Consider the following 23,780-nt stretch of genomic DNA (forward strand, 5'->3'; position numbering starts at 1 on the left):
CACCCAGCGAGCCTCTCCTCGCGCCTGCGTGGTGTGGGGTGTCGGGCGCGGCGGCGCGGCGCGGGGCCGGGGCCCGGCCCCGCCCCCCCCCCCCCCCCCGGTTCGAGGTGAGCACGCGGACGGTGCAGCGCGATCTCCAGGCGCTGATGGAGGCGGGTGTCCCGGTGCGCACCACAACCGGGCGGGGCGGCGGCTGGTCGATCGACCAGGCGATGACTCTCCCGCCGATCCGTTTCACCGCCGAAGAGGCCGCGGCGCTGGTCGCCGCGCTCGCCGCCGCCGACGCCTCCGCCCTCTATGCCGGCGCGGTCCGTACGGCGTCCCAGAAGATCGCGGCCTCGATGACCGGCCCCGCCTCGACGGCTGCCGAAGAACTCGCCGCCCGGATCGTCGTGCTGCCGACGCGGACCGCGGAGTCGGTCCGGACCGCGGTGGAGCAGGCTCTCACCGACGGCACAGTGCTGCGGCTGTCCTACGTCGACGCGGCGGGGCAGGAGAGCGAGCGCGACGTTGAACCGGCCGGGCTGCTCACCGCCGACGGCAAGTGGTACCTCATCGCCTGGTGCCGCACGCGGCAGGCGGGGCGGGGCTTCCGACTGGACCGCATCACCGCGGCGGCTCCGACCGGTGAGCAGGCGCGACCCCATGAACTGGCCGGCCTGCTGCTCGGCTCGGCCGCCGCCGGCGCGGTGCAGCCCACCGCGCTGGCGGCACTCATCCCCCCGCCATGACAAGCGGAACTACTCGTCTAGCCGGCGGAGGGGCTCGGGGTCGTGCCACCGCCTCCGAGGAGGCCGTTGAGGTCCAGGGGGGTGGAGGTGGGGTTCGGGGGCGGGGTGAGGACGACTTCCGGCTGGCCGGGGGCCGGGGCTGGTGGGGTCAGGTCGCTGTTCGGCAGCTTGGGCGGGGTGGTCTGCTGGAAGAGGGTCTGGTCGAAGTCGACCAGGCCCGTCTTCTCCATCACCGTCATATGGTCGAGCACGGTGTCGTTGGCCTGGTCGGCGAGGGCGCGCACCAGCGAGTTCTTGGTGGTGGAGCGGATCTTCGCGATGGTGTTGAAGATCGCGCCGTGCGTCATCCGCAGGATGTTGGCGAAGTCGCTGTCGAACTTCTTCCCGCTGTCCGCCTTCAACTGGCTGACGAACCCCTGCTGTTGGGGGCTGGCCAGGTCGGGCAGGGTGATGTTCAGCATGGGGGCGATCTTGCGGCAGCTGGCGTCCAGTGCGGCGTGCCCGTCGACCAGGTGCTTGCTGGCCGTGCGGACGCCGGGGGTGGTGGCCTTCTGGAGGCCGAGCTGGCCGACCGGGTACTCCCACAGGCCGGCCGCCCGCACCTTCACCACGAAGTCGCGGTCCTGCTCGGTGAGCGGACCCCACTGGGTGCTGGCGATCACGCGGTCCTGGGCGGTGGTGACCTTGTCCAGGCCGAGCATGCTCGGGTAGGCGAGGGCCGTGAGGGTCAGGACCATGGCACCGCTCACCACGAGGGTGCCGACCGCGTTCCGTGAAAAGCGCACCGTGTCTCCTGCGGCAGGGGCGGTTCGGACGCCCATGAGTACGCACGGCGGAGCGGTTCTTCTCGGCCCGGCGGGTGTCGGACGGGTAAAGATCCCTTGATCTTGTGTTGGTGTACATGACAGACGGTTGGGGAAAGGTTGACCCGGCGCCGGGAGAAGCCGTACCAAACCCCGGCCTAGATTCGCAGCATGCCCCCACAGCCTGCCCCCAGGACGCCCGCCGCCCTGCCGGTCCTGCCCTACCGCAAGCCCACCAAGGGCCGTGACTACTGGGTCCTGGACGATGTCCTGCCCGACGTCGACGCCGTACGCGAGCGGTGCCTGGCCAAGGACGACTGGGTCGAGGGCTACCCGTACACCTCCGAGACCTGGCCCGGGCTGCGCGCCATGCCCGGCCTGCTGCCCGCCGAACTGGCCCGCGTGGAACGGCTGGTGAAGCAGGCCACCGGCGCCAAGGAGCTGTGGGTGCAGCAGGCGCCCGGCGGCGGGACGCTGAACCACAACTGCGTCCAGGTGGTCGGCGAGGGCGAGAGCACCCCGCGGCCGCACACCGACTCCCGCGCCCTGTGCCGGTACGCGGCCGTGCTCTACCTCAACCCGACCGCCCCCAAGGACTGCGGCACCGCCTTCTACCGCCAGTCGCTGCCCGGCGGCCGGCTGGGCGGCAACATCGTCCAGGCCCCGCACAACAACCTGGTCGAGGCCCTCGGCACCCGGTACGTCCCCGGCGACCACTTCGAGGAGGACGTCCGCGTCCCGCACAAGTACAACCGGCTGCTCCTCTACAACGCCAACCTCGTGCACAGCGCGACCGGTTACTGCGGCACCACGCTGGAGGAGAAGCGGATGACGGCCGTCTTCTTCTGGATGGCCTGAGCCCGAGGCCGGCCCGGCGCGGCAGGCGTATCGTCGCCTGGTCTGAAGCCGATCGGGTATGGACGGGGACGGTGGGTCGTATGGGCGTTGCCCTGGGAGCGGTGGCCGGAGTTCTGGGGCTGGCCGTGGCGGTGCTGGTGCGGCGCGAGCGGCGGCGGCCGGCCGGCGGGCCGGAGGCCGCGGGGATCGAGGCCCGGGCCGCCCGGGGGCTGCGGGACGCGCGGCGGCTGGCGCACGCACGGCACCGGTTCGCCGGCGTCGACGGCGTCGGCGCGCTGCGGGACCGGGGCTCCGGGCGGTAGCCCGGCCCGGGTGCGCTGCCGGCGCGGGCGCGGTAGGGATGGTGGGTGAGCAGTATCGCCATCGTGGGCGCCGGGCCGGGGCTCGGGGTCGCCGTCGCCCGCCGCTTCGGGCGGGAGGGGTTCCGGGTCGCGCTCGTCGCCCGGGACCGGGAGCGGCTGGACGGACTCGTCCGGGACCTGGCGGAGCACGGCGTCACCGCCCGGGGCTTCACCGCCGACGTCCGCAGGCCGGAGAAGCTGGGTGCCGCCCTGGACGCCGCAGCGCGCGAGCTGGGGACCGTGGAGGTGCTCCAGTACAGCCCGGTACCGCACCGGGACTTCATGCGGCCGGTGCTGGAGACCGGACCCCGGGATCTGGTCGGGCCCATCGAGTTCTCGGTGTACGGGGTCGTCGCCGCCGTACAGCGGGTGCTGCCGGGTATGCGGCGGCTGGGACGGGGGACGATTCTGCTGGTCAACGGCGGGGCCGCGGCCGTACCGCAGCCGGACCGGGCCGGGACGTCGGTGGCGTTCGCCGCCGAGAGCGCGTACGGCCATCTGCTGCACGACCGGCTGGCGCGGGAGTCGATCCATGTGGCGCAGCTGGTGATCCCGGGGGCGATCGTGCCGGGGCACGCGCGCAAGGACCCGGAGGTGCTGGCCGAGCTGCTGTGGGGCATGCACCGGGACCGGCACGGGTTCCGGCACTACGCCGACGACCTGGACAGCTGAGGCGGCCCCGGCCGGTCCCGTTCTGCGGGGAAGGGCTCTGTACGCCAATATGGTGATGTTGGCCGTATTGTCCTCTGCAAGGGGGCCTCCATGGCTGTCGAAATTCCCGCGCTCATCAAGCCGTCCCGCATGCGCAGCAGGGGCGGGCTGCTGGGCGAGTGCCTCGCGGAGTTCCTCGGGACCTTCGTGCTCATCTCCTTCGGCTGTGGCGTGGTCGCGATGGCGGTGGCCGCGCTGCCCGGCTCGGGCCGCGCCGCCACCCCCACCACGATCTTCCTCGCGGCCGGTGACTGGCTGCTGATCACCTGGGGCTGGGCGATGGCCGTCACCTTCGGCGTCTACGTCGCCGGCGGCGTCAGCGGCGCCCACCTCAACCCGGCGGTGACGCTGGCCATGGCCGTGCGCCGCGGCTTCGCCTGGGCGAAGGTGCTGCCCTTCTGGATCTCGCAGCTCGTCGGCGCGTTCGCCGGGGCGGCGCTGGTCTACCTCGTCTACCACAACGCGATCAACGCCTTCGACGGCGCCTCGAGGGGGCCCAAGACGAACGGGCACACACTGGCCACGTTCTCGATCTTCGCGACCTTCCCGGCGCCCTACTTCCACGGTGGGGTCTGGGGCCCGCTGATCGACCAGATCGTCGGCACGGCCTTCCTGGTCATGCTGGTCGTCGCCATCATCGACCTGCGCAACCAGGCCGTGCAGTCCAACCTCGGACCGCTGCTGGTCGGCTTCATCGTCGCCGCGATCGGCATGTCCTACGGCGCGAACGCGGGCTACGCCATCAACCCCGCCCGTGACTTCGGGCCGCGGCTGTTCACCTGGCTGGCCGGCTGGAAGAGCCTGGCGTTCCCGGGGAGCGTCTCCGGCGCGTTCAGCAACTACTGGTGGATCCCCATCGTCGGGCCGCTGATCGGCGGAGTGATCGGGGTGCTGATCTACGACCTCTTCGTCGGAGACGTCCTGCTCGTCCGCTCGGAACAGACCGAGCTGCGCGAGCCCGGGGAGGTCACCCCGGTGCGGACCGTCGACGACGAGTAGCCGCCCGGGCGGCCGGTCGGCCGGTGCCCCGGCCGACAGCTCGGCCGGTGTCCTGGCCGACAGCTCGGCCGGTGTCCTGGCCGACAGCTCGGCCGGTGTCCTGGCCGACAGCTCGGCCGGTGTCCTGGCCGGCCGGTCAGCCGGTGTCCTGGCCGACAGCTCGGCCGGTGTCCTGGCCGGCCGCTCGGCCGCCGGTGTCCTGGCCGGCCGCCGCCCGGCGCGCCGTCGCCGCGATCTCCTCCAGGGCCGCGAGATGGCGGGTGAGCGCCCGGCGGCCGGCGAAGGTGAGCGAGGCCCAGGTGCGCGGCCGCTTGCCGAGATGGCCCTTGCGGATGCTGACATAGCCGGTCTTCTCCAGCGCGGAGAGCGTCTTGCTCAGCGTGGAGTCGGACACCTGGCAGTAGTCCCGCAGGACGCCGAACTCCGCCTCGCCGCAGGCCGAGAGGTAGGCGGCGAGGGCCAGCCGGGTCGGATGGTGCAGCTCGCGGTCGAGGGCCGGGGGCGCCTTGCCGGGATCGGTCATGCCGTGCTCGCCACCCGTCCCGCCAGGGCCGCGGTCAGGACGCGTCCGGCGCCCTCGCTCACGCCGAAGGCGACGAGCCAGCCGGCGGCGCCGTAGAACGCGTAGCCGAGCAGGCCGATCGCGACGGGCGTCAGCGGCAGCACCCACGCCTGCCAGCGCGGCCGGTCGCACCCGCTGTCCCGGCCGAACCAGCGCACCGTCCCGGTGTGATGCACGCCCGCCCAGATAAGCGCGAGGAAGACGAGCAGGCTCAGCACCCCGACCCCGGCGAGCCAGGGAGCCCACTGGGGCTGCCGGTCGGCCAGCCCCAGCGCACTGAAGCCGACCGCCGAGGCCAGCCCCTGCCCGATCGCGTAGCCCAGCGGCCGGTGCCGCTCGTCGCCGGCCTTCTGCGCCGCGCAGCGCGCGGAACGGGCGGCCGCGAGGGCCTCCTCGGCCTGCTTCGGGTCCATCGGTTCGCCCGTGCCCATCGGTTCCCCCGTGTCCATACGTGTACCTCCGGTGTGGGGAGGGGCGGTTGGTCGGTCCGCTCCTCCGTGCGTACCTTCAGCATGGACAGTACTTTCCATAAATGCAAGTACTTTCCTGATGCCCCGTGAGGCGGCCGAGGCGGCCCCGGCGCCCTCACAGCGGCCGGTTCGGCCAGTCCAGGAGGCGGGCCCCGATGACCGCGGTCTGGAGCATGTACCGGTGGGACGGGTCGGCGGGGTTGGCCGAGGTGAGCTTGTGGATGCGCTCCAGGCGGTAGGTGAACGCCCGGACGCTGAGGGAGAGACGGCGGGCGGCCTCCGCCGCGACACAGCCGGAGTCGAAGTAGGCCGAGAGGGTCTCCAGCAGCGGCACGGCGCCGCCCCGGGCCGAGGTCAGCGGGCCCAGGGTGTGCTGCACCAGGTCGGCCATCGCCTGCCGGTCGCGCGCGAGCACGGGGTAGACCAGCAGGTCGGCGGCGCGCAGCAGGGGCGCGTCCAGGCCGAGCCGGCCGGCCATCTCCAGCGCGGCGAGCGACTCCTCGTACGACTGCACGACCCCGCCGGCGCCGGGCTGCGGGCGGCCGATGGCGACCCGGCAGCCGTCCGTGGCCGCGTACGCCTGCTTGGCGAAGTAGGTGAGCACCTCGTCCTCGTCGCCGGGCGCGATGCACAGCAGCCGGCCGTTCTTCGTGGTGAGCAGGATGCTGCGCGAGTCGAACCGGGCGAGCACGGCGGCCTCGACCTTCCGGGCGAGCGGGTCGCCCTCGCCGTAGGCGACCGGGCCCTCGGCCACCGCGACCGCGTGCGCGCGGGACAGCCGCAGACCGAAGCGTTCCGCGCGGGAGGCGACCCGGCCCAGGTCGCTGCGGCCGTAGAGCAGGTCGTCGATGAACTCCCGGCGCGCCGCCTCCTCCCGGCGCACGGCGAGCCGCTGGGCGCGTTCGTAGCCCTCGGCGAACGCGTCCACCGCCTGTTCCACGGCGGCCAGCGCGGCCAGCGTGCTCTCCGCCGAGACCGGCCCGGCCGGCCAGGCGGCACGGGCGGCGGCGAGGTGGGCGACGACCAGCGCGCGCAGCCCGTGCCCGGCCTCGGCCGCCTGCTCGCCCAGGGCGCGGCGCTCCTTCAGCTCCTCCCGGGTCAGCCGGCGGCCGGTGGCCGCGGCCTCGGCGAGGGCGCGCGGGAACCCCTCCAGGTAGTTCGGATAGTGCCCCGGTGTGTCCTGATGCTCGCGCACGCCGCCCCCATGCACCGCTCCCCCGGAAGCGGCCCCCGTTTCCGTGATCCTGACGCGCCGGTGACGGTTTCTTAGCGCCCTTCCGGCATGCAGACAGTAGTGAAGACTGCCGGAAACCGGCAATGCGCGGGCGTGCGCCTCTCCCGCAGCATGCTGCGCGGGGGAGCGCTACGGAGGGTCCCGGTGCCGGGCGTCGGCAGTACGGCGCCGCCCGGCACCGGGACCACGGGGGCTCCGATTTATCGTCTGACGCAAGGACGTATGCCATGGAAGCGCTCGGCGTGCTCATCGCCGCCTGTCTCGTCGTCGTACTGCTGTTGCTGGTCCTCTTCTCCCGGCTGTACCGCAAGGTGGACCAGAGCCAGGCGCTGATCGTGTCGAAGACCCGCCGGGTCGACGTGTCCTTCACCGGCCAGGTCGTGCTGCCGATCCTGCACAAGGCCGAGGTCATGGACATCTCGGTGAAGACGATCGAGATCAGCCGCTCCGGCCGGGACGGGCTCATCTGCCGGGACAACATCCGGGCCGACATCCGCATCCTGTTCTTCGTGAAGGTCAACAAGACCGTCCAGGACGTCATCAAGGTCGCCCAGTCCGTGGGCACCGAGCGCGCCAGCCACCAGGACACGCTCCAGGAGCTGTTCCACGCGAAGTTCTCCGAGGCGCTGAAGACCGTCGGCAAGCAGATGGACTTCACCGACCTCTACACCAAGCGCGAGGAACTCCGGTACCACATCATCGAGTTGATCGGTGTCGACCTCAACGGCTACCACCTCGAGGACGCCGCGATCGACTACCTGGAGCAGACCCCGCTCACCCAGCTCGACCCCGCCAACGTCCTCGACGCCCAGGGCATCCGCAAGATCACCGAGCTGACGGCGATCGAGCACGTGCGCACCAACGAGGCCCAGCGCAACGAGCAGAAGGAGATCACCCGGCAGAACGTCGACGCCCGCGAGGCCATCCTGGAGCTGGAGCGCCGGCAGGCGGACGCCGAGATCAAGCAGAAGCGGGAGATCGAGACCTCCCGGGCGCGCGAGGAGGCCGAGACCGCCCGCGTGGTCGAGGAGGAGCGGCTGCGCGCGCAGAGCGCCTTCCTGCGCACCGAGGAGCAGCTGGGCGTCCAGCGGGAGAACCAGGCCCGGGAGATCGCCGTCGCCGCGAAGAACCGCGAGCGGGTCATCGCCGTCGAGAACGAGCGCATCGAGAAGGACCGGATGCTGGAGGTCATCGCCCGCGAGCGGGAGACCCAGCTGACCCAGATCTCCGCCGAGAAGGAGGTCGAGGCGGAGAAGCGGGAGATCGCCGAGGTCATCCGGGAGCGGGTCGCGGTGGACCGTACGGTCGCCGAGCAGGAGGAGTCCATCAAGAAGCTCCGCGCGGTCGAGCAGGCCGAGCGGGACCGGCAGGCCATCGTCATCGCCGCCGAGGCGGAGGCGCAGGAGAAGCTGGTCAAGGACATCAAGGCCGCCGAGGCCGCCGAGCAGGCCGCCCGGCACCACGCCGCCGAGTCGCTCACCCTCGCCGAGGCCCGGCTGAAGACCGCCGACCTCGACGCCCGGGCCAAGCTGCGGCTCGCCGAGGGCGTCCAGGCGGAGGCCGCCGCGGAGGGGCTGGCCGCCGTCCAGGTCCGCGACAAGGAGGCCGAGGTCACCGTCAAGGCCGGCCGCGCGGAGGCGGAGGCCACCCAGGCGTTGCTGCGTGCGGAGGCCGAGGGCGTCCAGGCGAAGGCGCTCGCCGAGGCCGAGGGCGCCCGGGCGAAGGCCCTGGCGGAGGCCGAGGGCGCCCGCGCCGCCGCGGAGGCCACCGAGGCGCGGCTCAAGGCCGAGGCCGAGGGCACCCGGGCGAAGGGGCTCGCGGACGCCGAGGGTGCCAAGGCCAAGGCGCTCGCCGAGGCCACGGCGATCGGCGAGAAGCTGAAGGCCGAGGCCGCCGGTCTGACCGAGAAGGCCGCCGCGATGGCCGCCCTCGACGACGCCTCGCGCGGCCACGAGGAGTACCGGCTGCGGCTCCAGACGGAGAAGGAGGTCCGGCTCGCCGGGCTGGAGACCCAGCGGCAGGTCGCCGAGGCGCAGGCCACGGTGCTCGCCACCGGCCTGGAGCACGCCGACATCGACATCGTCGGCGGGGAGTCCGTCTTCTTCGACCGGCTCGTCTCCTCGGTGGCGCTCGGCAAGGGCGTCGACGGGTTCATGGACAACTCCCGTACGGCGCAGACCCTGGCGGGGCCCTGGCTGGACGGGTCGCGCAGCTTCACCGAGGACCTGAGCGGCATCCTCGGCTCGGTCGGCACCGCCGATGTGCAGAACCTGACGGTGTCGGCGCTGCTGATGAAGCTGATGAACGGGGGCGGGGCCACGGCCGGGCAGTTCCAGAAGCTGCTCGACCGGGCGGGTGAGCTGGGTCTCTCGGACACCCCGCTGACCGCCCTGAACGGCAGCGCACCCGCCCGCGCCTCCTGAGAACCCCCGGTCCCGCCCCCGCACGGGGGTCGGCGGCGGGACCGGGGCCACGGCCGGGGCGGGGCATCGCCCACCACCCCAACCCCCACGGCGACCCCACCCGGCCCACGAAGGGAAGCAGCAACCCATGGCAACCCCTGCGGAGCAATCCGTCGACGCCGGTACCTACGAGGTGCTCCGCGACCGGCTCGCCGCGCAGGCCAGGGAGCTGGCCCACAGGGCGGAGGCGCTGAACGCCCGGCGCGCCGAGGAGTTCGGCTCCGCCGGGCTCGAGCTCGCCGCCACCGGCAGGCTGAGCACCGCGCACCCCTGTCTTCCGGGCGACATCGTGGCCGTCGGGGACGCGCTGCTGTTCGGCAGCGTCCACCCCGGCGGCGGGGAGGCCGAGCCGGCCGTCGGGGACGTCCTCGCGCTGTACGGCCGGGACGGCGAGCGGCTGGCCGAGGACGCCGTACCCGGTCTGCTCGACGACCCGGCGTTCGTGCGGGAGTTCAGCGCCCTGCACCGCTACTACCGGCAGGCCCGGCTGCTGCGGCTGCGCCGGGTGGAGGGCCGGCTGCTCGCGGTGTTCCGCACCGGCGACAAGGCCGAGGACGTCCGCGCCCTGCGCTGGAACGTCGGCGACGACGACCGGGTCCGCTTCCTGGACGCCCGCGGCGACCGCGACGACGTCTTCCCGCCCGCCCAGGACCTGACCTGGACGGAGACCACCCGCGAGGACCACGTCCTGGGCCGGGAGCCCTATGTGGCCGTCCCCGCCGGGCTGGGCGTGTCCACCGTCGGCGGGCACCTCACCGTCCGCACGCGGGACGACTCCGGAGACGGTGCACAGCAGGACGTGCTGTACACCGAGCCCGTGCACGAGCCCCTCCAGGCCCTCGCCGACGCCGCCGTCGCACACGCCCGGGTCGGCCCGCTGGTGCTGCTGCGGGTGCGGCCGTACAAGGAGGACGCCGACCGCTACCTGGTGTTCAACACGCTGACCCGGGCCGTGGTCCGGCTGGACGGCATCGGGCAGGCCTGCCGGCGGCTGCCGGAGGAGCAGGGGATCGTGTTCCCGGGCGGCTACTGCCTGGCCACGGGGGCGCACAAGACGTACGAACTCGACGTCGACGGGCTGGAGTTCGAGCGCGAGGTGCGGGCGCCGAACGGCGAGGACGTGCTGTACGCGTTCCGCTCCCGCACCGCGGGCCGCACCCTGCTGCTGTCGTACAACACCCTGCGCAAGGAGGTCGCGAACCCGCTGCCGTGCCGCGGCTGGGCGCTCTTCGGGGACGGCGGCCTGGCCGTGCTGCGCACCGCCGGGGAGGAGCCCGCGCACACCCATCCGCTCCAGTGGTGGACCTCGCCGTACGTCTCCGACACCCACGCGGCCGCGCTGCGCACCGGCACCGGGGCGCTCGCCCGGGTGGGCAACGCCGACCTGGTGCGCGGGCTCGCCGACTGCCTGTCCGTGGCCCGGCTGGTGGCCGACGGCATCCACACCGGTGAGGGCTACCGCGCGCTGGTCGCCGCCTGCGTCCGCGCCGCCGACACCCACCACTGGCTGGACGACCCCGAACTCGGCGGCCTGCTCGGCCCGTTGACCGCCGTACGGGAGACCGGCGAGCAGGTGCTGGGCGAGTTCGAGACGGTCCGCGAGCTGACCCGGCAGGCCGCCGAGGCCCTCGCGGAGGGCGCCGAGCGGATCGCCGCCGTGGTGCGCCGGCTGCGCGGCGAGGCCCCGCGCGAGGCCGCCGCCTGGGTGCGCGGACTGACCGAACTCCGGCACGCGCACGGCCATCTGCTGACCCTGAAGGAACTGCGCTACGTCGACACCGCGCAGGTGGACGAGCTGGCCGCCCGGACGGCGGCCGACCTCGACACCTTCGGAAAGCGCGCGGTGACCTTCCTGGCCCGCGAGGACGCCTTCACCGGGCAGCGGGAGGAGGTCGAGCGGCTGGTCGCCGAGGCGGCCGCCATCGAGACGGTGGCCGCGGCGGCACCCGTCGCTGCCCGCCTGGACGAGCTGGCCGACGGTCTGCGCACGGTCACCGAGGTCGTCACCGGGCTGGACATCGCCGACGCCACCGTGCGTACGGCGGTGCTGGAGCGGATCGCCGACGTGCTGGGCGGCGTCAACCGGGCCCGCGCCACCCTGGAGGGCCGCCGCCGCGGCCTCCAGGACCAGGAGGGACGCGCCGAGTTCGCCGCCGAGACGGCGCTGCTCGCGCAGGCTGTCACCGCCGCGCTCGCCGTGTCCGGCACCCCCGAGGAGTGCGACGACCAGCTCGCCTCGCTGCTGGCCCGGCTGGAGGAACTGGACGGCCGGTTCGCCGAGTTCGACGACTTCCTCGCCGACCTCGCGGACAAGCGCACCGAGATCTACGAGGCCTTCGCCGCCCGCAAGCAGTCCCTCGCCGACGCCCGCGCCCGCCGCGCCGAGCAGCTCGCCGTCTCCGCCGGGCGGGTGCTGGAGACCGTCGCCCGGCGCGCCGCCGGCCTGCCCGACGCCGACGCGGTCACCGCCTACTTCGCCTCCGATCCGCTGGTCGCCAAGGTCCGCCGTACCGCGGAGGAGCTGCGCGGGCTCGGCGACAGCGTGCGCGCCGAGGAGCTGGACGGCCGGCTCAAGGCCGCCCGCCAGGAGGCCGCCCGCGCGCTGCGCGACCGCGCCGACCTGTACGCCGACGACGGCCACGCCCTGCTGCTCGGCGGGCACCGCTTCGCCGTCAACACCCAGCCGCTCGACCTGACGCTCGTCCCGCACGGCGACGGCCTCGCCTTCGCGGTCACCGGCACGGACTACCGCCGCCCGGTCACCGACCCCGCCTTCGCCGAGACACGCCGGTACTGGGACCGCCACCTGCCCTCCGAGTCCCCGGAGGTCTACCGCGCCGAGCACCTCGCCGCCCGGCTGCTCGCCGAGCACGGCCCGGCCGCCCTGGCCGCCGCCGACCTGCCCGCACTGGTCCGCCGGGCGGCGCAGGGGCGTTACGACGAGGGGTACGAGCGCGGCGTCCACGACCACGACGCGACGCTCCTCCTCACCGCCCTGCTGCCGCTCCACGACGGGGCCGGCACCCTGCGCCACGAGCCCGCCGCGCGGGCCACCGCCCAGCTGTTCTGGGCGCACGGCACGACGGCGGACGCGCGCACCGCCTGGACCCGGCGGGCGGTGTCGCTGGCCCGGGCGCGGGACGCCTTCGGCGCCGTACCGGCCATCGGGGAGCTTCAGCGGGAGCTGGCCGCGGCGATCGAGGCGTGGGACGGCGAGGCGGATGCCGGCCCGGCCGCCGCGTACCTCTTCGAGGAACTGACCTGCGGGCCCGAGGGGTTCGTGCTGGGCGCCGCCGCGCGCGCCCTGCTGGAGAAGTTCCGGCACGCCGAGGGCGGCTACGACCTGGAGGGACTCACCGAGCTGGCGGCGCGCCGGCAGGTGGTCGCGGCCTGGCTCGGCGCGTTCGCCGCGGCCACCGGCGCCGAGGCCGGTCCCGGCGAGCTGGCCGAGGCGGTCGCCGCCGAGCTGTGCCCGGACCTGGCCCGCTACGACGGTGACGCCCCGCTCACCGTGACGGCCGAGGGCCTCCTCGGCACCCACCCGCGCGTGCACGGCGGCCACATCACCCTCCGGCTGGACGAGTTCCTCGCCCGCACGGCCCGCTTCGCGGCCACGGACGTCCCCGCCTTCCGCGCCTACCAGCGCAGCCGTACGGCCCTGCTGGCGGCCGAACGCGAGCGGCTGCGCCTGGACGACCACCGTCCGCGGGTGCTGTCGGCGTTCGTCCGCAACCGGCTCGTGGACGAGGTGTACCTGCCCCTGATCGGCGACAGCCTCGCCCGCCAGCTGGGCACCACCGGCGAGTCCAAGCGCACCGACACCGGCGGCCTGCTCCTCCTCGTCTCCCCGCCCGGCTACGGCAAGACGACCCTGATGGAGTACGTCGCCGACCGGCTCGGCCTGATGCTCGTCAAGATCAGCGGCCCGGCGCTCGGCCACGCCGTGACCTCGCTGGACCCCGCCGACGCCCCGAACGCCACCGCCCGCCGCGAGATCGAGAAGATCAACTTCGCGCTGGCGGCCGGCAACAACACCCTTCTCTACCTGGACGACATCCAGCACACCTCGCCGGAGCTGCTCCAGAAGTTCATCCCGCTGTGCGACGCCACCCGGCGCGTGGACGGCGTGTGGGAGGGCGAGCCGCGCACCTACGACCTGCGCGGCAAGCGGTTCGCGGTGTGCATGGCGGGCAACCCCTACACCGAGTCCGGCGAGCGCTTCCGCATCCCCGACATGCTCGCCAACCGGGCCGACGTGTGGAACCTCGGCGACGTCCTCACCGGCAAGGAGGACGTCTTCGCCCTCAGCTTCGTGGAGAACGCGCTCACCGCCAACCCGGTCCTGGCCCCGCTCGCCGCCCGCGACCGGGCCGACCTGGAGCTGCTGGTCCGGCTCGCCGCGGGCGACCCCACGGCCCGCGCGGACCGCCTCTCGTCCCCGCTGCCCCCGGCCGAACTGGACCGCACCGTCTCCGTCCTGCGCCACCTCCTCGCCGTCCGCGACACGGTCCTGTCGGTCAACGCGGCCTACATCGCCTCCGCCGGCCAGGCCACGGCCGCCCGCACGGAACCCCCCTTCCGCCTCCAGGGCTCCTACCGCGACATGAACAAGATCGCCCAGCGGCTGCGCCCGGTCATGAACGACACCGAACGCGAGGCCGTCGTCCACGACCACTACACGGCCGAGGCCCAGACCCTCACCACCGGCGCCGAGGCCAACCTCCTGAAACTCGCCGAACTGCGCGGCACCCTCACCCCGGAACAGACCGCCCGCCGGGCCGAGTTGAAGTCGGCCCACATCCGCACCCGCACCCTCGGCACCCCGGACCAGGACCCGACGACCCGGGCGATCGCCGCCCTCACCCTGCTCGCGGACCGCATCGCAGCAGTGGAATCCGCAATCACCCGCTCCCGCCCCGAAACCCCCTGATGCTCGGCTTCCTCACCCCGGTCTGCTGCGCGGTACTCGTCGTGACGGCACTCACGGCGGCTCTGATCCGCCGGGACCGGCGGGACGGGGAGTGAGCGCCGATGTGGTGCCGGGCCGCCTGATGCTGTGAACCTCGGTGGTCACGCCATGGGGTCAGTGGTCGTTCGCCGTATGGGGGTGCCCCGGCTCCACAGCTCCTCCGCGTGGTCGCGGAAGCGGTCGAACATACCGCCGTCGCCCTGGCGCCGCAGATGCAGAAGGGGCGAGTCATGGCCGACCAGCCGGGCGAGGTGGGGCGTCACCAACGCGTCGTCGTCGAAGCGGAAGACCGACAGGGAGACATGGTTCACGGCGTCCTCGGCCGCGCTGTAGCGGGTCTCCAGGCCTTCGAGCGGGCCGAGCCGTTCCAGGTGCTCGAGGGTGATCCTGATCCGGGTGGACACACTCAGTGCCGTGTCCTCGACGGCCTCGCGCTGCCGGGTCACCTCGCCCTCCGGATCTCCGAGGAGGATCCGCACGCCGACACCTGCCTCTGCTCTGCGGCGCAGGATGTCGGCGAACGCGGGGACGGACGTGAAGAAGAAGTAGTTGGTGTACCCGCCCAGCACGATCTCTCGTGTGGCTGCTTCCGCCAGCTCCGCCCACAAGGCGGACGGTGCCGCCGTGCGGTACGGGTAGCTGTGGATGATCTCGCGGTCGTTTCCGGTCTTGATGCGGTCCTTGACCACCTGTGGCCAGATCATTTCCTCGTCCACTCCCAGCGCGCGGGCGGCATCTTCGCGGTTCCTGGCATGGGGCGTTAACGCCTCGTTCGAAACCCATCGTTCCACTTGCTTCCGGGATACCCCCACCCGGTAAGCGAGCTGGCGCGGGGACAGGCCCGCTTCGGCCATCGCGGAACGAAGTCTGGCGTTCACATCAACCCCCTGGGCAGGGACTTTTGGGCCTTCTTGTGACCCTATCGGCAGCGAGCCCAACTGTCCTCGCGCACAGGGAGATTCGTCCCTGACGGCAGGCCACGATCCCTTACGACAAGACCCCCCGACCGCGCTGACGGCCTGGGGGCATGGCCAACGCTGTGAAGGAGCGTCGACACCGTGAACGCTACCCATGGGCCCGGAGCCGCCGCACTGCGACCGGTCGGACCGGGGCCCGGCATGCTGGTGCACTCCACCGCCGACCGGCGGCTGGCGGTCGAGCAGTGGCTGATGGCGACCTGCCCCGCCGCGAGTCACGAGCGGATCAGGGCTGAGTGGCAGGAGAACGGGGTGGCCCTGCTGCCGCTGGGCACTCTGTTCTCCGCTGTACGGATTCCGGGCCGGCTGGTCTTCGCGATGGCGCTGACGGACGATGCCGAAGAGGTCGACGCCGTCCTCGATGACGCCCTGAGGAGCGGACCGGTCATCTGTGACCCACAGGGCCGCCGTTACTACGCCCTCGTGCCCGCGAGCATGGCCCGCAGCTGGAAGGAGGCGGCTGCGGAGTGGCGCGCGAAGGCGGGCGTCGAAGTGCTGGGGAACGGGACCTATCTGGGCGTTCCGCAGGTGGGCCGCACGCGGTGCCTCCCGGGGGCAGGTGCCTCCTACTGGTCGGTGCCGATGAGGTCGGCCGCCGAGCTGTGCGCGCCGCTCGCCGTCGCACGGCTGATCGCGGCTGGACGGCATGCGATGACGGACGTATCCGAATAGCGACGGGCGCGTCCGGCCCTCAGAACTCCCACTGCGAGAAGGCCTGTGCCAGGACATGCAGGGTGACGATCCACATCGCCATCGCGCCCAGCAGGGCACCGGTCGCCGCCCAGACGGCGGCACGGCGGTTGAGGGCGGCGCCGGTCAGGCCCAGGAGGGCGGCGCCGGCGCAGGGCCCGGCGACCAGGGCCATGGCCGCGTGCACCACCGACATCACCGCCGCGCGCTGACCACGGCAGGCGGTGGCCTGACCGAAGCAGGCGAGCGTGTCCTGGCTGACGTAGAACAGGCCGATCAGCAGGGGCAGCAGGACCAGCGCAGCCAGGAGGAGTAGCGCGGCGACCGGGCCACGGGCGGGGGTCGGAGTGGTCATCCCGTCATCCTCGACGCGCCCGTAGGCCCGCACATCCGCTGTCGTACTCATCCGCGCTTGTCTTCCTGCCGGTTCTGGGTGGCGGGGCATCAGGCGATCGCGCGGCGGGTGAGGGCGCGGGTGCTACGTTCCGAAGACCCGGCACGCACCCCGCAGGACGAGGACGTCATGACGTACACGCCGCCGCTCTGGCCCGTCTCCGTGAAGGGCGTTGCGCTCGACGCGTTTGATCGCGTGTTGCTGTTGCGGAACGAGCGTGATGAGTGGGAACTGCCCGGAGGCCGCCTGGAGATCGGCACAGTCGACGGCGTTCAGCTGCCGGACAGCAGTCCGGAGGCGGCGCTGGAGCGTGAGATCCAGGAGGAGACCGGCTGGGAGGTCAAAGCAGGCCCACTCATCGACGGTGGTGTCTGGATCTACCAGCCCATCCCAGGTCGGCGGGTACTGATCGTGACCTACGGTTGCACCGTGCTGACTCCCGACCGACCTCCGGTCGTCAGCCACGAGCACAAGCAGCTGGGCATGTTCAGTGCGCACGAGGTGCCCGGTCTGAACATGCCGGATGGCTACAAGCAGGCCATCGGTGCGTGGTACGGCCTGGGGAACACCGGGTCGGCGGCCGTGGAAGATGACGAGCGGATGTAGCCGATATAGCGGGGGCATTGGGCGACGCCGCAGGCCCGAGAAGACGTTCCGTTGGGGACAAGGAGATTCATGGCAGAGAACGATGCGCGGGTGGTGGACTTCCTCTATGAGATCGGCCTCCTGAAGCGCTACAAGCGCACTGGTTGGGTGATCGCCGGAGTGCCCGACCCGGAGAGCATCGCGGATCACTCCCACCGGACCGCTGTGATCGCGTCGGCCGTCGCGGCGATGGAGGGCGCCGACCCGCAGCGCGCCGCGTTTCTCGCGCTCTTCCATGACAGCCAGGAGACTCGCACCACCGACATTCCCCACCTGGGCAAGCGGTATCTCAAGGCAGCAGCCAATGTCGAGGTCACCGTGGACCAGACCGCGGCACTGCCCGAGCCGCTGGCCGATGTGGTGGGCAGCGCGGTGGCCGAGTACGAGGGGCGGGAGACGGTGGAAGCCGTCTGTGCCCGGGACGCGGACAAGCTGGAATGTCTTCTCCAGGCCGTCGAATACCGTGCGCAGGGCAACCAGCACACACAGGCGTGGATCGACACTTCCCTCGCCGCGCTGAAGACGGCCTCCGCCAAGCGCCTCGCCGAAGAGGCCCTGCGGCGCGGTCCACTGGAGTGGATGCACCGCACCCGTGAGGAAAAGCCGGAACTCTGATCGCCGACAGGGCGGTCTCCGCAGCTGACCGAGGGCACTCAGCACCCCGGGGCCGAGTCCAGCGGCGTCACTTTCATGCGGGCGTGGTAATCCGCGGCCAGCGCCAGGTAGTAGTCGCCCCGCCCGACCCGGTACCAGACGTCGTTGTCGGCCGGGTCGCCGTCGACGGCGTCCAGGCGGACGCACCAGCGTTCGGGGTGGAGGATCCGGGTGTAGGTCTCCGTGCCGTGCCGTACCGAGCGGCAGTCGCGGTAGCGCTCGGTGGTGTACCAGGTGCGGGTCGTGCGGTGGCTGCCCGTGCCGGTGGTCGAGGAGTGGCTGACCCGGCGGGTGCCGGTCGTGCAGGTCTTGACCAGGTGCGGCCGGGTCGCCTCGGTGGTCTGGGCGGAGACGTGCTGGATCGTGTCGCGCAGGCCGGTGACGGGCCGCGGGGGTGTGCTGGAGGGCCAGTCGCCGTCGAGGTAGGTGTAGGTGCCGACCCCGCCGGCCAGGACGGCCGTCGTGCCGGCGGCGATCCACCAGCGTCTGGCGGACATGGCAAACATATGGCCCCCCGAGTGTTTGTTCGGGGGGAGCGTAGTGGATCGGTCGCAGGGAGGGGACCGGCCGCATCGGTCGCTGAAACCGGGGCGGCCCGTGCTGAAACCGGGCTGAAGCCGTTCTGAACCCGCCCGGCCGCACGCTCTCTTCCATGACGACGAGCTACGACGAAGCCGCGATCGCGGCGACCGGACTGCGCAAGTCCTACGGGGACAAGACGGTCCTCGACGGCATCGACATCGAGGTGCCCGCCGGTACGATCTTCTCCCTCCTCGGGCCGAACGGCGCGGGCAAGACCACCGCGGTCAACATCCTCTCCACGCTGGTCCCCGCCGACGGCGGCGAGGCGCGGGTCGCCGGGTACGACCTGGTCCGCGAGGCGCAGGCGGTCCGCGGCGCCATCGGGGTCACCGGGCAGTTCTCCGCCGTGGACGGGCTCATCACCGGCGAGGAGAACATGCTGCTGATGGCCGACCTGCACCATCTGCCCCGGGCGGAGGGACGGCGGGTGACGGACGCGCTGCTGGAGCGGTTCGACCTGGTCGAGGCCGCGCGGAAGCCCGCCTCCACCTACTCCGGCGGCATGCGGCGCCGACTGGACATCGCGATGACCCTGGTCGGCGCGCCGCGGATCATCTTCCTGGACGAGCCGACCACCGGACTCGACCCGCGCTCCCGGCACACCATGTGGCAGATCATCCGCGAGCTGGTCGCCTCCGGCACCACCGTCTTCCTCACCACCCAGTACCTGGAGGAGGCCGACCAGCTCGCCGACCGCATCGCGGTGCTGCACGGCGGCCGGCTCGTCGCCCAGGGCAGCGCCGCGGAGCTGAAGCGGCTCGTGCCCGGCGGCCATGTGCGGCTGCGCTTCTCCGACCCGGTGGCCTACGAGCGGGCGGCGGCCGCGCTGCGCGAGACCAGCCGGGACGACGAGTCGCTCACCCTCCAGATCCCCAGCGACGGCAGCCAGCGCGAGCTGCGCGCCATCCTCGACTGGCTGGACGCCGCCGCCATCGAGGCCGACGAGCTGTCCGTGCACACCCCCGACCTGGACGACGTGTTCTTCGCCCTGACCGGCAACACCACCGTTCCCGCCCGCACCGAGGAGACGACCGCCCGATGAGCACCCCCGCCCCCACCCACGCCCTCCGCGACAACCTCACCATGCTGCGGCGCAACCTCCTGCACGCCCGCCGCTACCCCTCCCTCACCCTGAACCTGCTGCTCACCCCGGTCATCCTGCTGCTGCTGTTCGTCTACGTCTTCGGCAACGTGATGAGCGCCGGCATCAACGGCGGCCACGCGAACCGGTCCGACTACGTCGCCTACCTCGTGCCCGGCATTCTCTTCCTGACCGCCGGCATGACCTCGCTGGGCACCGCGGTGTCCGTGTGCACCGACATGACCGAGGGCATCATGGCCCGCTTCCGCACCATGGCGATCTCCCGCACCTCCGTGCTGACCGGGCATGTGATCGGCAGCGTCATCCAGACCATGGCGGCGCTGGTGCTCGTCCTCGGCATCGGGCTGGCCATCGGCTTCCGGCCCGACGCCACACCGGTTCAGTGGCTCGCGGCGGCCGGCCTGATGGCGCTGGTCAGCCTGGGCCTGACCTGGATCGCGGTCGGCCTGGGCCTGATCAGCCCCAACCCGGAGGGCGCCAGCAACATGGGCTACCCGCTGGTGATGCTGCCGTTCCTGTCCAGCGCGTTCGTGCCGGTGCACGCCATGCCGGGCTGGTTCCGCTGGTTCGCCGAGTACCAGCCCTTCACGCCCGCCATCGAGACCCTGCGCGGACTGCTGCTGGGCAGCCCGATCGGCACCCGGGACGCGGTGCTGTCCGTCGCCTGGTTCCTCGGCTTCACCGTGCTGGGCTACCTCTGGTCCCGGGCCCGGTTCAACCGCGAGCCGCAGCGGTGAGTTCGTGCAGGGCCGCGGCCCGCAGCTCCTCCCGCCCCAGGGCGGTGTACGACGACCTCGCCTCGTCGTACGCCGCCCTGTCGGCCTGTTCGGCGGCCTGCCGGGCGCGGGCCGAGGACAGCACCGGGAACTCCCGCACCACCGGCATGCGTTCGGTGAGCGCGATGAGCCGTACGGCCGTCGTGGCACCCCCGGCGAGCGAGGCCTGGGCGAGGGCCAGCAGGACCGTGCCGTACACCGGCAGTTCCACCGGGGCGGGGTCGTCGGGGTCGCCCGCGAGCAGCCGCAGCAGCCGGTCCCGCAGCTGCCCGGCGAGCGCCGCCACCGGCTCCAGCCGCCCGTGCTGGGCGTGCGCCGCCAGCGCGGCCGACTGGAGCTGAAGCCCCCAGGTGTCCGCGAACGGGTCGTCGGCGTACAGCGCGCCGCTCTCCCGTATCCGCTCCACCACCTGGCGCCACAGCCCGAGCCCCAGCTCGGTCAGCCCCCGGGCCAGCGCTATCTCGGCGCGGACCGGCAGGTCGAAGGTGTAGATGTCGGCCGAGTCGCTCTTCCGGTCCAGGGCCATGAGCCCGAGCCAGTACTCGGCCTCGTCGACCTCCCCGCGTTGCAGACAGGCCAGCACCAGCCCCCAGCGGATGCCCAGCGCGTCCGACCCGTCGCCGAACCCGTCCAGCGCCAGCGCGGCCCGCAGATGGCCGTACGCCTCCGCGCCCCGCTCGGACTGGAGGCACAACTCGCTGACCCGCCCGTGGGCCATCAGCAGCATGGACGGGTTGCCGGAGGGCTCCAGCTTCTCCAGCATCCGGCGGGCGTACTCCAGCGCGCGTTCCGTCTCGTGCTCGGACTCCCACACATAGCTGGCCACGGCCGACGCGACCCCGGCCAGCAGCGGCTCGTCGGCCTCGCACAGCTCCCGCAGCCGGGTGTACTGCGGCGCACGGATCTCCGGTACGGCGCTCAGCACGGCGGCCAGCGCCCGCAGCACGGTGTCCGGCGCGGCGGGCGGCAGTCGGCGCAGGGTGGCCAACTGCCGTACCGCGCGCGGCCCGTGGCCCATGAACAGCACGGCCGTACACACGGCCGCCGCGCTGCGGGCGGCCTCCACGTCCTGCGCATGCCCGGGGTCGGGACGGTACCGGGACAGCGGCCCGCCGGTCTCGGCGGCCAGCGCGGCGAGCCGCGCGTAGTTGGAGTCGGTGGACCACAGGGACGCCAGTACGGCGGTGAGCGCGGCGGTGGCGGGCCCGTCGGCGCGGGCCAGCGCGTGCCGCAGGGCCAGCACCAGGTTGTCCTGCTCGGCCCGTACCCGCATCCAGGAGTGCCGCGGGTCGGCGCCGAAGAGCACATCGTGGTGGGCGCGGCCGAAGTCCCGGGCCCAGGACAGGAAGCGGCCGGCGACCGCCTCTTCCTCTCCGGCCTCGGCGCGCCGGGCGGCACCGAACTCGCGGAGCGTCTCCAGCATGCGGAAGCGCGTCCCGGAGGGGCCGTCGTCCACCTTGATCAGGGACTGGCCGGCCAGCTGCTCCAGCAGGTCCAGGGTGTCCCCGTCGCCGTCGAGCACATACTCGGCGGCCTCCTCGGTGAAGCCGCCGGGGAACACCGACAGGGCGCGCAGCGCCGCGCGGCCGTCCGGCTCCAGCAGGTTCCAGCTCCACTCGACCACGGCGTGCAGGGTGCGGTGCCGGGCGGGCGCGTCGCGGGCGCCGCCGCGCAGCAGGGTGAAGCGGTCGCGCAGCCGGCGGGAGATGTCGGCCACCGACAGCACCCGCACCCGGGCGGCGGCGAGTTCCACCGCGAGCGGCAGCCCGTCCAGGTGCCGGCAGATCTCCGCGACCTGGTCGGCGGGGAGTTCCACGCCGGGCCGGGCGGCCCGCGCCCGCTGCTCGAAGAGTTCCACGGAGGTGGTCAGGGACAGCTCGGCCAGCGGGTGGACGGCCTCCGAGGACAGCCCGAGCGGGGACCGGCTGGTGGCCAGCACCCGTAGTTCCTTGGAGCGGGACACCAGCGCCTGGACCAGGCCGGCGACTCCGGCGATCACCTGCTCGCAGTTGTCCAGCACCAGCAGCGCGGGGCCGGGGCCGAGCGCGCTGGCGATGCCGCGTACGACGTCCGGCGGGCCGCCGGGCTGCCGTCCGTCCCCGGCGCCCACGGCCGAGGCGACCTCGCCGGTCACGTCGTCGTCGGAGGTGACACCGGCCAGCGGGACGAAGTGCACGACGGGATGTTCGGCGGCCCGGCCGACCGCGTGGGCCAGCCGCGTCTTGCCCAGCCCGCCGGGGCCGGTGACGGTGACCACCCGGTTGGTGCGCAGCAGCCCGGTCACGGCGGCGATGTCCGCGTCCCGGCCGAGCAGCGGGTTCGGTTCGTGCGGCACCCCGTGCCGGACCGGTGCCGCGTCGGCGCGGAGCAGCTCCTGGTAGACGGCGCGCAGCGCGGGGCCGGGATCGGTGCCCAGCTCGTCGCGGAGGGCGCGGCGGTAGTCGTTGTACCGGGTGAGGGCCGCCGCCCGGCCGGCGCCGGCCGCCTCGCAGCGCAGCAGCTCGGCGAGCAGCTCCTCGTCCCGCGGGTGTTCCCGGGCCAGTTCGGCGAGGGGGCCCGCGGCCTCCTCGCGCCGGCCGAGCCGGGCGAGCGCGAGCGCCCGGGCCCGGGCGAGGGCGTGCAGGGACGGCAGCCGGGCGGCGCGCAGGGCCGCCACCGGGTCGTACAGCTCCTCCCCGGCGGCGGCGCCCAGCGAGCCGTCCCACAGGGCGAGTCCGGCCTCGGCCTCGGCGAGGGCGGCCGCGTGGTCGCCGGCCCGGGCGTGTTCGGCGGCGGCCGCCTCGTGCCGGGGCAGCAGGGAGCTGTCGACCTGGGTCTCGTCCAGCGCCAGCCGGTAGCCGGCCGGGGTGCTGACGACCAGGTCGGCGCCGACCTGGGCGCGCAGCCGGGACACCAGGACCTGCACCGCCTTGCCGGGCCGCTCCGGCTGCTCGTCCGGCCACAGCCCGGCCACCAGCTGCCCGGTGCTGCATCCGCCGCGCAGGTCCTCGGCGAGCAGCGCGAGCAGGCCGCGCAGCCTGGGCGCGGTGATTTCCCGCCCGTGGCAGGAGACTTGGGTCAGCAGGGCCAGCTCGATGGTCACGGGTGAAGAGTAGCCACCGGCACCGGCGTCCGGTCCCGTGCTGCTCCTATCCTGGACGGGCGACCGCGTGACCTGCGGCGCACGGGGAATCCGGGGGAATCCGGGGGACACAGGGGGAAGGTGGAACCGTGGACTGGTTCTGGTGGGTGATGATCGTCTTCTGGACGGGGGGCTTCGCCTGGGCCGCCGACACCGTCCGTACGGCGTTGCGCAACCGGCACGAGCGCAAGCTGGAGCTGCTGAACGCGGCCCGGCAGGAACGTCTCGCCGTGGAGGCGTCGCAGCGGACGCCGGAGCCGGTGTGCGGGTGCACGCACCATCTGGCCAAGCACGACAAGCAGGGCCGCTGCCACGAGCGGGTGGAGGTCCCCACCGCCTGGGACGAGAACAAGAAGCCGGTGCGCTACGAGGCCGGCGACTGCAACTGCCAGCAGTACGTGGGCCCGCAGCCGCTGTCCCAGGTCTACGCGGAGGACCTCACCGACCGTCTCTGAGCGGCCGGCCCGGCGTCGGTCACCGGGTGCGCCCGGGCAGTTCGGTCTCCGCCCGGCACCACTTCTATCGCCGTTCGGCGGGTCTTGCGCCTTGTGGGGCGGGGCCGGGAGGTGGGAGAGGTGGGCTGGGGGCGTGGTGGTCCGGGGCCGGTGCCGCGCGCCTGCGGGTGGTGTACGGAACCCGCTGGGGGCCGGCGGGCCCGGGGATCGGTGGTGGCGGCCCTGCGGGTTCGGCGGGCGGTTC

The 23,780-nt window shown here is 73.2% G+C and carries 21 protein-coding genes; 13 read left to right on the forward strand and 8 right to left on the reverse strand.

Features of this window, described 5'->3' with window-relative positions:
- The first annotated feature begins 107 nt into the window (after positions 1–107).
- A complete protein-coding gene (locus ACFVIU_RS09640; protein WP_385841677.1) occupies positions 108–731 on the forward strand; it encodes a helix-turn-helix transcriptional regulator in 624 nt (207 codons plus the stop codon).
- Between the two features lie 17 nt (positions 732–748).
- On the opposite strand, the gene ACFVIU_RS09645 is transcribed toward ACFVIU_RS09640, so the two are convergent.
- A complete protein-coding gene (locus tag ACFVIU_RS09645) occupies positions 749–1,480 on the reverse strand; it encodes a DUF4142 domain-containing protein (protein ID WP_385841814.1) in 732 nt (243 codons plus the stop codon).
- 225 nt (positions 1,481–1,705) lie between these two features.
- On the opposite strand from ACFVIU_RS09645, the gene ACFVIU_RS09650 reads away from it, so the two are divergent.
- From ACFVIU_RS09650 to ACFVIU_RS09665, 4 genes are all read left to right on the forward strand, one after another.
- Positions 1,706–2,392, forward strand: a complete 687-nt coding sequence (locus ACFVIU_RS09650) for a DUF6445 family protein (protein WP_385841678.1) — start codon at positions 1,706–1,708, stop codon at positions 2,390–2,392.
- 80 nt (positions 2,393–2,472) lie between these two features.
- Entirely contained in the window at positions 2,473–2,694 is a 222-nt protein-coding gene (locus tag ACFVIU_RS09655; protein WP_385841679.1) for a hypothetical protein, read from the forward strand.
- Positions 2,695–2,739: 45 nt separating this feature from the next.
- Complete coding sequence (locus ACFVIU_RS09660; protein ID WP_385841680.1) at positions 2,740–3,405, forward strand: SDR family NAD(P)-dependent oxidoreductase; 666 nt, start codon at positions 2,740–2,742, stop codon at positions 3,403–3,405.
- A gap of 90 nt (positions 3,406–3,495) precedes the next feature.
- Positions 3,496–4,443, forward strand: coding sequence for an MIP/aquaporin family protein (locus tag ACFVIU_RS09665; protein ID WP_385841681.1), 948 nt, complete (start codon positions 3,496–3,498; stop codon positions 4,441–4,443).
- Between the two features lie 136 nt (positions 4,444–4,579).
- On the opposite strand, the gene ACFVIU_RS09670 is transcribed toward ACFVIU_RS09665, so the two are convergent.
- The 3 genes from ACFVIU_RS09670 to ACFVIU_RS09680 form a co-directional block, all read right to left on the reverse strand.
- Positions 4,580–4,966, reverse strand: coding sequence for a winged helix-turn-helix domain-containing protein (locus tag ACFVIU_RS09670; protein WP_385841682.1), 387 nt, complete (start codon positions 4,964–4,966; stop codon positions 4,580–4,582).
- Positions 4,963–5,454 (reverse strand): hypothetical protein, encoded by a 492-nt coding sequence (locus tag ACFVIU_RS09675; protein ID WP_385841683.1) that lies wholly within the window; start codon positions 5,452–5,454, stop codon positions 4,963–4,965. The genes ACFVIU_RS09670 and ACFVIU_RS09675 overlap by 4 nt, the downstream gene beginning before the upstream one ends.
- A gap of 136 nt (positions 5,455–5,590) precedes the next feature.
- Positions 5,591–6,628: a PucR family transcriptional regulator gene (locus ACFVIU_RS09680; protein ID WP_385841815.1), complete on the reverse strand. Its 1,038-nt coding sequence runs from the start codon at positions 6,626–6,628 to the stop codon at positions 5,591–5,593.
- 308 nt (positions 6,629–6,936) lie between these two features.
- Here ACFVIU_RS09680 and ACFVIU_RS09685 point away from each other — a divergent pair, with 308 nt between their 5' ends.
- Entirely contained in the window at positions 6,937–9,132 is a 2,196-nt protein-coding gene (locus ACFVIU_RS09685; protein WP_385841684.1) for a flotillin family protein, read from the forward strand.
- 127 nt (positions 9,133–9,259) lie between these two features.
- On the forward strand, positions 9,260–14,101 hold the full coding sequence (locus ACFVIU_RS09690; protein ID WP_385841685.1) for a DNA repair ATPase: 4,842 nt from the start codon (positions 9,260–9,262) through the stop codon (positions 14,099–14,101).
- Positions 14,102–14,241: 140 nt separating this feature from the next.
- Here ACFVIU_RS09690 and ACFVIU_RS09695 read toward each other — a convergent pair whose 3' ends face one another.
- Positions 14,242–15,213 carry a helix-turn-helix domain-containing protein gene (locus tag ACFVIU_RS09695; RefSeq protein WP_385841687.1) on the reverse strand — a complete coding sequence of 324 codons (972 nt, stop codon included), beginning with the start codon at positions 15,211–15,213 and terminating at the stop codon, positions 14,242–14,244.
- Here ACFVIU_RS09695 and ACFVIU_RS09700 point away from each other — a divergent pair.
- Positions 15,199–15,789: a hypothetical protein gene (locus ACFVIU_RS09700; RefSeq protein WP_385841688.1), complete on the forward strand. Its 591-nt coding sequence runs from the start codon at positions 15,199–15,201 to the stop codon at positions 15,787–15,789. The genes ACFVIU_RS09695 and ACFVIU_RS09700 overlap by 15 nt on opposite strands.
- Before the next feature lie 19 nt (positions 15,790–15,808).
- Here ACFVIU_RS09700 and ACFVIU_RS09705 read toward each other — a convergent pair whose 3' ends face one another.
- Entirely contained in the window at positions 15,809–16,162 is a 354-nt protein-coding gene (locus tag ACFVIU_RS09705) for a hypothetical protein (RefSeq protein WP_385841689.1), read from the reverse strand.
- Positions 16,163–16,330: 168 nt separating this feature from the next.
- Between ACFVIU_RS09705 and ACFVIU_RS09710 the strand changes: the two genes are divergently transcribed.
- Both ACFVIU_RS09710 and ACFVIU_RS09715 read left to right on the forward strand, forming a co-directional pair.
- A complete protein-coding gene (locus tag ACFVIU_RS09710) occupies positions 16,331–16,807 on the forward strand; it encodes an NUDIX domain-containing protein (RefSeq protein ID WP_385841690.1) in 477 nt (158 codons plus the stop codon).
- 69 nt (positions 16,808–16,876) lie between these two features.
- The gene (locus tag ACFVIU_RS09715; protein WP_385841691.1) at positions 16,877–17,461 is read left to right on the forward strand and encodes an HD family hydrolase; all 585 of its coding nucleotides are present in this window, start codon (positions 16,877–16,879) and stop codon (positions 17,459–17,461) included.
- A gap of 38 nt (positions 17,462–17,499) precedes the next feature.
- On the opposite strand, the gene ACFVIU_RS09720 is transcribed toward ACFVIU_RS09715, so the two are convergent.
- Positions 17,500–17,997 carry a hypothetical protein gene (locus ACFVIU_RS09720; RefSeq protein ID WP_385841692.1) on the reverse strand — a complete coding sequence of 166 codons (498 nt, stop codon included), beginning with the start codon at positions 17,995–17,997 and terminating at the stop codon, positions 17,500–17,502.
- Positions 17,998–18,152: 155 nt separating this feature from the next.
- Here ACFVIU_RS09720 and ACFVIU_RS09725 point away from each other — a divergent pair, with 155 nt between their 5' ends.
- Positions 18,153–19,124, forward strand: coding sequence for an ATP-binding cassette domain-containing protein (locus ACFVIU_RS09725; RefSeq protein WP_385841693.1), 972 nt, complete (start codon positions 18,153–18,155; stop codon positions 19,122–19,124).
- Positions 19,121–19,921 (forward strand): ABC transporter permease, encoded by an 801-nt coding sequence (locus tag ACFVIU_RS09730; protein WP_385841694.1) that lies wholly within the window; start codon positions 19,121–19,123, stop codon positions 19,919–19,921. Before ACFVIU_RS09725 ends, ACFVIU_RS09730 begins: the two co-directional genes overlap by 4 nt.
- On the opposite strand, the gene ACFVIU_RS09735 is transcribed toward ACFVIU_RS09730, so the two are convergent.
- On the reverse strand, positions 19,899–23,042 hold the full coding sequence (locus ACFVIU_RS09735) for an ATP-binding protein (protein ID WP_385841695.1): 3,144 nt from the start codon (positions 23,040–23,042) through the stop codon (positions 19,899–19,901). The two genes, ACFVIU_RS09730 and ACFVIU_RS09735, sit on opposite strands and share 23 nt — an antisense overlap.
- Before the next feature lie 128 nt (positions 23,043–23,170).
- Here ACFVIU_RS09735 and ACFVIU_RS09740 point away from each other — a divergent pair, with 128 nt between their 5' ends.
- A complete protein-coding gene (locus ACFVIU_RS09740; protein ID WP_385841696.1) occupies positions 23,171–23,536 on the forward strand; it encodes a hypothetical protein in 366 nt (121 codons plus the stop codon).
- The last annotated feature ends 244 nt before the right edge of the window (positions 23,537–23,780 follow it).

Source organism: Streptomyces sp. NPDC127190, assembly GCF_042672505.1.
GTDB lineage: Bacteria > Actinomycetota > Actinomycetes > Streptomycetales > Streptomycetaceae > Streptomyces.

Bases quoted from the DNA above. Each gene is read 5' to 3' on its own strand.
- ACFVIU_RS09650 (WP_385841678.1), top strand. From the start codon at position 1,706: ATGCCCCCACAGCCTGCCCCCAGGACGCCCGCCGCCCTGCCGGTCCTG.
- ACFVIU_RS09655 (WP_385841679.1), top strand. From the start codon at position 2,473: ATGGGCGTTGCCCTGGGAGCGGTGGCCGGAGTTCTGGGGCTGGCCGTG.
- ACFVIU_RS09665 (WP_385841681.1), top strand. From the start codon at position 3,496: ATGGCTGTCGAAATTCCCGCGCTCATCAAGCCGTCCCGCATGCGCAGC.
- ACFVIU_RS09670 (WP_385841682.1), bottom strand. From the start codon at position 4,966: ATGACCGATCCCGGCAAGGCGCCCCCGGCCCTCGACCGCGAGCTGCAC.
- ACFVIU_RS09675 (WP_385841683.1), bottom strand. From the start codon at position 5,454: ATGGACACGGGGGAACCGATGGGCACGGGCGAACCGATGGACCCGAAG.
- ACFVIU_RS09685 (WP_385841684.1), top strand. From the start codon at position 6,937: ATGGAAGCGCTCGGCGTGCTCATCGCCGCCTGTCTCGTCGTCGTACTG.
- ACFVIU_RS09690 (WP_385841685.1), top strand. From the start codon at position 9,260: ATGGCAACCCCTGCGGAGCAATCCGTCGACGCCGGTACCTACGAGGTG.
- ACFVIU_RS09695 (WP_385841687.1), bottom strand. From the start codon at position 15,213: ATGGGTAGCGTTCACGGTGTCGACGCTCCTTCACAGCGTTGGCCATGC.
- ACFVIU_RS09705 (WP_385841689.1), bottom strand. From the start codon at position 16,162: ATGACCACTCCGACCCCCGCCCGTGGCCCGGTCGCCGCGCTACTCCTC.
- ACFVIU_RS09710 (WP_385841690.1), top strand. From the start codon at position 16,331: ATGACGTACACGCCGCCGCTCTGGCCCGTCTCCGTGAAGGGCGTTGCG.
- ACFVIU_RS09715 (WP_385841691.1), top strand. From the start codon at position 16,877: ATGGCAGAGAACGATGCGCGGGTGGTGGACTTCCTCTATGAGATCGGC.
- ACFVIU_RS09720 (WP_385841692.1), bottom strand. From the start codon at position 17,997: ATGTCCGCCAGACGCTGGTGGATCGCCGCCGGCACGACGGCCGTCCTG.
- ACFVIU_RS09725 (WP_385841693.1), top strand. From the start codon at position 18,153: ATGACGACGAGCTACGACGAAGCCGCGATCGCGGCGACCGGACTGCGC.
- ACFVIU_RS09730 (WP_385841694.1), top strand. From the start codon at position 19,121: ATGAGCACCCCCGCCCCCACCCACGCCCTCCGCGACAACCTCACCATG.